Here is a 7,009-nt window from a genome sequence, read left to right as displayed (position 1 = left end):
GCTTAGAACGAATCGGATGCCCACGGCTTTCATAACACAATCATTGTATTAACTGTATTCATTGATTGCTTAGAACGAATCGGATGCCCACGGCTTTCATAACACAATCATTGTATTAACTGTGAAAGCAGATTTTCTCAAATATGCTGATACTCTGTAGAAATCAGAAAAATCAAAAAATAGGGTTAATTATCACAGATCTTCCCTGTTGAAATCAGAGATCGATATCAGCGGTATGAGTTCAATACCCCTCTTTTTGAATTCATCAACCGCCCCCTCCTCACGGTCAACCACAACAAATGTCCTCTCAACCACCCCCCCATTTTCCTGAATTGCCCTCACGGCCCTGAGGAGTGATCCTCCAGTTGTTGTGACGTCCTCCACAACAGCGACCCTTTCGCCGGTGTTCAGTTCACCCTCAATGAGTTTGGAGGTTCCATAACCCTTTTTTTCCTTCCTTATCATGAGGAGGGGTTTTCTGGAGTAAAGGGACACTGCGGTAGCAATGGGGACTGCGCCCAGAGCAGGGCCCGCAATCCTGTCTGCGCCCTCAACCTCACCCTTTATGAGCCTCGCTATCACATCAAGGACCTCAGGGTCGGTTATAGCGCGCTTGATATCAACGTAATAATCACTTTCCCTTCCTGATGAGAGGACAAATTTACCCCTCTGAATGACATTTCTCTCTGAAAGAAGTTCTATGAGTGTCTCTCTGAGTTTCTTCTGATCTTTGACCTGCATAATTTACAGACCCCCAGTTCCGCACTGTAACAACCTGCACATACCATTGATCCACACAGCCTGCAGGTGTGGAGAAAGTCTGCCCTGCCACAGAGGCTGCAGATCCCCTTAAGCTGCAAGGACCTTCACCCTGTTATTCCTCGCCGCCCCTGAGGAGTATCTTGTCACCTATCTTTTTAACCATCTCGTAGGGAACTATTGTCTCGCCCTTTGATAGCCCAAGACCCTCTGATATTCCACCCTTTCCAAGGACAAGTGCCTCTATTGTCTGGGATTCTATGTCAACCTCAACGTCCTTTACCTTGCCTATCACTGTTGCTGAACTGTCAAGAACCTCTTTACTGATTATTTCTTCAACTATCCTCATGGTACCACCATTCAGTCACTGTATTATTATTGTTCTCATGGGTATTTAAAATTTTAAATGCGCTGAACCAAAACCTTTTTATATAATGAAGTTCACTATCTTCTTTTTCTTACATGAATATACTTTATTCTCTGGAGGCATAAAACCAATGAAAAAAGCCCTGGAAATATTCTGGAATGACATCAAGACCGTTAAAAACAGTCCCGTGGTGCTATTCGTCATTGCAGTGATTATCTGTATCCCTGCACTGTACGCAGTTTTCAACATACAGGCAACCCTCGACCCCTACTCCAAGACATCCAACATCAAGGTTGCGGTGGTCAATGAGGACAGTGGAGTGAATTTTGAGGGTGAAAAGCTCAACGTGGGTGCAGAATTCGTGGATGAACTCAGGAATAACCGGAACTTCAACTGGCAGTTCGTTGATCGTTCAGAGGCCATGAATGGACTCAGGGAAGGGGACTACTACGCCGTACTTATAATACCAGGAAACTTCAGCTCAGACCTCCTGTCCATCAAGAATGGCACCCCGAGGCAGGCCAGCATTGAGTACATAGTGAATGACAAGCTGAACCCTGTGGCTCCACGAATAACAAACGCAGGGGCAGATGCACTTCAGGCAAAGATAAACAGTGAAGTCGTTAAGACCATTGACGGAATAATATTCGGTAAGATAAGCAGTGCCGGTGAACTTGCAAGGGCAAACAGGGATGATATCCTCAGGGCAAAGAAATTCATCAGTGAACTCAATGGAAACCTTGGTAAAATCGATGAAACCCTCAGCACGGCAAATTCAGACCTTGAAAAGGGTCAGAACTTCTGGTCAGGACTGAAGAGTGATCTGCCAGAAATTCAGGAAAACGCAAACTTTGTGAAGGAGAAATACAGTCTACTCGAGAGTTACATTGGAAACGATCCGGCGAAGGCCCTGTCAACAGTCCAGTCCATGGAGTCCCATCTTTCAGAGGCCATAACCTCAATGAAATACCTGAGGGCTGTTCTGGCAAGTTTATATTCCGCCACCGGGGATCCGAAGTTAAAAACAGCGATGGACCAGATAGACGCCAATATCCAGAAGGCCACCTCAGTTCTGGGCATACTGGAGGGTATAGAGACAGACCTCAAAACAAAGGGAACCACAGAACGCCTTGTGAAGCTCAGAGAATCCCTCGACAAGATGGACAGTGCACTGAACAGGCTCATGGATAACAGGGCACAGATAGATGCGGCCATGAGGGATGCGTCATCAAAACTGGGCATTGCAAACTCAAAGTGGCCAGTTATGCGGTCAGCAATCCAGGATGCCCATAGAAAACTTGGAATGATCAGCGAGGACGACCTCAACAGCCTTGTGAAACTGGCTGACATTGACCCCTCCGCGGTCAGGGAATACTTCAGAAGCCCGGTGAAGATGGAGAAGGAGCACATCTACCCAGTGAAAAATTACGGATCAGCACTTGCACCCTTTTACATACCCATATCCCTGTGGATAGGTGGTATTATCGCAGTTGCAATGATAAGCATGAGGGTCAAGTACGGTGAATACAGCAGCATACAGGTTTACTTTGGAAGGATGGGGCTCTTCATCATAATAGCCATCTGTCAGGCCCTTGTTGTTGCAGCCGGAGCCCTGCTCCTCCAGGTGCAGATAACAGGAAGGTTGCTGTTTCTTCTGACAGCCATCTACGTGAGCATCTGCTCCATGCTCATAATCTATTCCCTGACATCCGCCCTGGGGAACGCGGGAAAGGCCCTTTCAATAATAATCCTTGTGCTTCAGATCACAGGTACAGGGGGTATATTCCCTGTTGAACTCCTGCCGCCATTTTTCCAGGCTATCCACCCGTACCTTCCACTCACCTACGCTGTGGGTGCTCTGAGGGAGGTGGTCGGTGGTGTGATCTGGAGTATCTACTGGAAGAACATAGCACTTCTTGCCCTCTTCCCTGTGGTGACCTTTCTTATTACGGTACTTGTAAAGGAGAAAATGGATAAAAGGGCCCACTGGATGGAGAGCAAACTAGAAGAAAGCGGTCTTTTCTGATTAACCATTTTAATTTTATTTTTTGCCAGATAGACCTTATAGCTGACTTATTAACAGAATTAAAGTTGTTCTAAGAAATCTACTGTTCATATCCTGAGAATGATTTCAGAATTCTTAACAGATTAAAAGCAGTCTTTAAGAGAATTTACTGTACATACCATGAGAATGATTTCAAATAAATCGCCGAATAAATAAAAGAGGGGCCTAGAGGCCCAGTTCATCCTCTTCCATCTTCTTCTCTTCCTCTTCCCACTGGAGTTCCTCCATTATCTGCTCCTCCTCATCCTCACCGCCACGGTTCCAGTTCACAATACCATAAAGGACACAGAAAACCGTCACAAGGATACAGAGGAGGTAAGCACTCCAGACCCACGGATCAGGTATACCCAGCACCATCACAGAACCTCCACATCAGACTCCCTCGAAACACCTCTCAACATGCTCACGGGACGGTGGCTTCGTAAGAAGACTCACAACAACCATGAAGATCGCCGAAACAGGCACCCCAATCAGTATCGGGTCAACAACAGGCCAGGGCATCGAAGCTAAAACAGGACCCCCAAATATGGCCTTAGCAACCCCCAGGGCCTCCGCAGTCTTCTTATACTCAAAAAGAAGCCATAAGAGGCTCACAATGGCACCCGAAACCATACCTGCAATCGCACCCTCACGGGTAGCCCTCCTCCAGAAAATCGCCGCCGCATAAACAGAAAGGAAAGAAGCAGCACAAATACCAAAGAAAAGAGCCGTCCCCTGCGCAATTATACTCCCAGGCAGCAGATAACCCAGAACAACCGCAATCAGAACCGCAATAATAATACCACCCCTAGCTATAAGGACCGAACTATCACCCTTTTTATTCCTCAGAGTCTCATACACATCCCTTCCAATGGCGGTACCCTGCACATGAAACTGAGAACTCAGTGTGGACATTGCAGCAGAGAGCAGGGTCAGCATGAAGATGTAGGAGAACCACTCAGGCATGGCAGAATTGATAAAGACAGGTATTATCTTATCCGCATTCCCACCAGCAGCCTGAAGGGCAATTACACCGGCCTTTTTGAAGAAGTAAACATTTGAAAGGGCCCCAACCACGTATGCGCTCCAGGTCATCACGAATATGAAGAGCGCGCCTATCAGAACACCCCTGTTGAGCTCCCTGTTGGACCTCACCGTCATGAACCTCACTATTAGCTGTGGCTGGGCAAGGACACCCACACCCACACCGAGTATTATGGTTGACAGGAGGGTCCACCAGTAGGGGCTGCCATAAACAGGCATGCTGGTCCAGCCAGTTGCACCCAGAGCACTGGCCTTTGCAGGGACCAGATGAGACATACTGGTAAGGGCCTGATGAGCATCCACCACACCACCAAGAATGTAATAGGTTGACACAACAAGGAAAATCATACCCAGAAACATTATGGTCCCCTGAAGGGCATCAGTATACATCACACCACGTATACCGCCCAGGACAACATAAACAGCAACAATAACAGCCATCAATATGAGTGCTATGTTGAAGTTAAGCCCAAGGGTAGTTTCAATAAACCTTGCGGCCCCTATAAGGACCACGGATGCATAAAGTGGCATTCCCAGGAATATTATGGCCCCACCAAATGACTGAAGGAACCTGCTATCGAACCTCCTCCCCAGGAACTCCGGGAAAGTGAGGGCAGACATGTTATGACCCATCTTCCTCGTACGCTTACCAAAGAACACAAAGGCAATGAAAATACCCACAAGTATGTTGAGAAACACCAGCCAGAGTATACCCATCCCAAACACACCAGCCATACCACCAAAACCCACAATCGCCGCCGTACTTATAAACGTGGCGCCGTAACTCATGGCCATAATGTAAGGATGGGTCTTCCTACCGGCCACCATGTAATCCTCAGATGTCTCCGTCCTCCTCCAGGCCACATAACCAACATAGCCCACAAGAAGGAAGTAGACGAGAACAACGATACCCAGTACCAGAAAATCCATTCAACATCCTCCTTACGTTTATCAGTTACAATTTATAATTAACGATAATGATAATTAACATATAAGTCTTTACAGAAAGAAGACTGAGAAGAATCACATTCAAAGGAGATCAAAATGATATGGAACCCTGAAGCAGAATGCATGAGTCAGGAAGAAAAGCAGGAATTACAGCTCAGGAGACTGCAGGAAACAGTGAAAAGAGCCTATGAAAATGTGCCCTACTACAACAAACGTTTAACCGAGTTGGAGGTGTTTCCAGAGGACATAGAAACACTGGATGATATAGAGAAGCTGCCATTCACCACAAAGAATGACCTCAGGGACGCATACCCCTTCGGGATGTTTGCAGTGCCAGATGAGGATATAGTGGAGGTCCACACATCCTCAGGGACCACCGGTAAGCCCGTTGTTTCCGGTTACACCAGGAGGGACCTTGAAATATGGTCGGAGGTCATGGCAAGATCCCTCACCATGGGGATGGCAACAAAGAAGGACAGGATACAGAACTGCTATGGCTACGGGCTTTTCACAGGTGGGCTTGGTGTTCACTACGGGGCCCAGAAGATTGGGGCGACCGTCATCCCTATCTCAGCGGGTAACACCAAGAGGCAGATCGAGATAATGCAGGACTTCGGGACCACAGTAATAACATGCACACCCTCCTATGCCCTCTACCTTGCAGAGGTCCTTGAAAAGGAGGGTGTTGACATTGAAAGTCTGAACCTCAAATCAGGCATATTCGGTGCCGAGATGTGGACTGAAGAAATGAGAAATGCCATAGAGGAAAGGCTGGGCCTTACCGCCCTCAATATCTATGGCCTGACAGAGATAATAGGGCCAGGCGTCGCCCAGGAGTGTACCGAGAAGAACGGCCTCCATATCTTTGAGGATCACTTCTACCCTGAGATAATAGACCCGAAAACAAAAGAGAAACTCCCCTATGGCCGGAAGGGGGAGCTGGTACTCACAACACTCACAAGGGAGGGTATGCCAATCCTCAGGTTCAGGACAAAGGATATAACTGCCCTCAGAAACGATAAATGCGGCTGCGGCCGTACCCTTGTGAGGATGGACAGGATAACAGGTAGAAGCGACGACATGCTCAAGATCAGGGGTGTCATTGTCTTCCCATCACAGATCGAAAGGGCCCTCCTCAAGATAAAGGGTCTTGAACCACACTACCAGATAGTCGTCACAAGGCCCGAGTTTCTGGATGAGCTTGAGGTCCAGGTTGAAGCGTCCCCTGAACTCTTCTCCGATGAGGTTAAACATGTGGAAGAGGCCAGAAGGATGATAGAGAAGCATATACACAGTGAAATAGGTCTGCGTGTTAACGTTACACTTGTTGAGCCAGGAAGCCTTCCAAGAAGTGAGGGTAAAGCCATAAGGGTCATAGATAAGAGGAAATTTGATTAATGGAGGTGCCTTAAATGAAACTGAAGCAGATATCAGTCTTTCTTGAAAACAGAAAGGGCAGGCTGAAAAACGCCATTCACACCCTTTCAGAGGAGGGTGTGAACATAAGGGCCCTTTCCATTGCAGACACATCCGAATTTGGAATACTGAGAATGATAGTTTCGGATCCTGAAGCTGCCAGAAAGGCCCTTGAGGAGAAGAACTTCGTGGTAAGGGTCAACGACGTTATAGCCGTTGAGGTGCCCGATGAACCCGGAGGACTTGACGGTATACTGGGTGTGCTCACAGAGAAGGACATAAACGTGGAATACATTTATGCCTTCGTTGAAAAGAAGGGGGAAAAGGCAGTTGTTGTTATAAGGACAGAGGATGTTGATGAGGGCATAAGGGCACTTGAGGATGCAGGTATTCCTGTGCTCTCATCCGAGGATATCTACATCCTCTAAACC

7 protein-coding genes are annotated in these 7,009 nt (G+C 47.4%); 3 read left to right on the top strand and 4 right to left on the bottom strand.

Annotated elements, in window-relative coordinates:
* Positions 1 to 192: 192 nt before the first annotated feature.
* Together pyrE and L5462_RS08895 are read right to left on the bottom strand one after the other, a co-directional pair.
* Positions 193 to 741: an orotate phosphoribosyltransferase gene (pyrE, locus tag L5462_RS08900; RefSeq protein WP_237780423.1), complete on the bottom strand. Its 549-nt coding sequence runs from the start codon at positions 739 to 741 to the stop codon at positions 193 to 195.
* A gap of 133 nt (positions 742 to 874) precedes the next feature.
* Entirely contained in the window at positions 875 to 1,108 is a 234-nt protein-coding gene (locus tag L5462_RS08895; protein WP_237780422.1) for a PRC-barrel domain-containing protein, read from the bottom strand.
* 148 nt (positions 1,109 to 1,256) lie between these two features.
* Here L5462_RS08895 and L5462_RS08890 point away from each other — a divergent pair, with 148 nt between their 5' ends.
* Positions 1,257 to 3,152, top strand: coding sequence for a YhgE/Pip domain-containing protein (locus tag L5462_RS08890; protein WP_237780421.1), 1,896 nt, complete (start codon positions 1,257 to 1,259; stop codon positions 3,150 to 3,152).
* A gap of 204 nt (positions 3,153 to 3,356) precedes the next feature.
* On the opposite strand, the gene L5462_RS08885 is transcribed toward L5462_RS08890, so the two are convergent.
* On the bottom strand, positions 3,357 to 3,548 hold the full coding sequence (locus L5462_RS08885; RefSeq protein WP_013295254.1) for a symporter small accessory protein: 192 nt from the start codon (positions 3,546 to 3,548) through the stop codon (positions 3,357 to 3,359).
* 15 nt (positions 3,549 to 3,563) lie between these two features.
* Positions 3,564 to 5,144 carry a sodium:solute symporter gene (locus tag L5462_RS08880; protein ID WP_237780420.1) on the bottom strand — a complete coding sequence of 527 codons (1,581 nt, stop codon included), beginning with the start codon at positions 5,142 to 5,144 and terminating at the stop codon, positions 3,564 to 3,566.
* Positions 5,145 to 5,258: 114 nt separating this feature from the next.
* On the opposite strand from L5462_RS08880, the gene L5462_RS08875 reads away from it, so the two are divergent.
* Positions 5,259 to 6,560 carry a phenylacetate--CoA ligase gene (locus tag L5462_RS08875; RefSeq protein WP_237780419.1) on the top strand — a complete coding sequence of 434 codons (1,302 nt, stop codon included), beginning with the start codon at positions 5,259 to 5,261 and terminating at the stop codon, positions 6,558 to 6,560.
* 14 nt (positions 6,561 to 6,574) lie between these two features.
* Positions 6,575 to 7,006: an ACT domain-containing protein gene (locus L5462_RS08870; protein ID WP_237780418.1), complete on the top strand. Its 432-nt coding sequence runs from the start codon at positions 6,575 to 6,577 to the stop codon at positions 7,004 to 7,006.
* Positions 7,007 to 7,009 lie beyond the last annotated feature (3 nt).

The organism is Methanothermobacter sp. K4 (assembly GCF_022014235.1).
GTDB lineage: Archaea > Methanobacteriota > Methanobacteria > Methanobacteriales > Methanothermobacteraceae > Methanothermobacter.
This window is presented reverse-complemented; position numbering and strand designations above follow the sequence as displayed.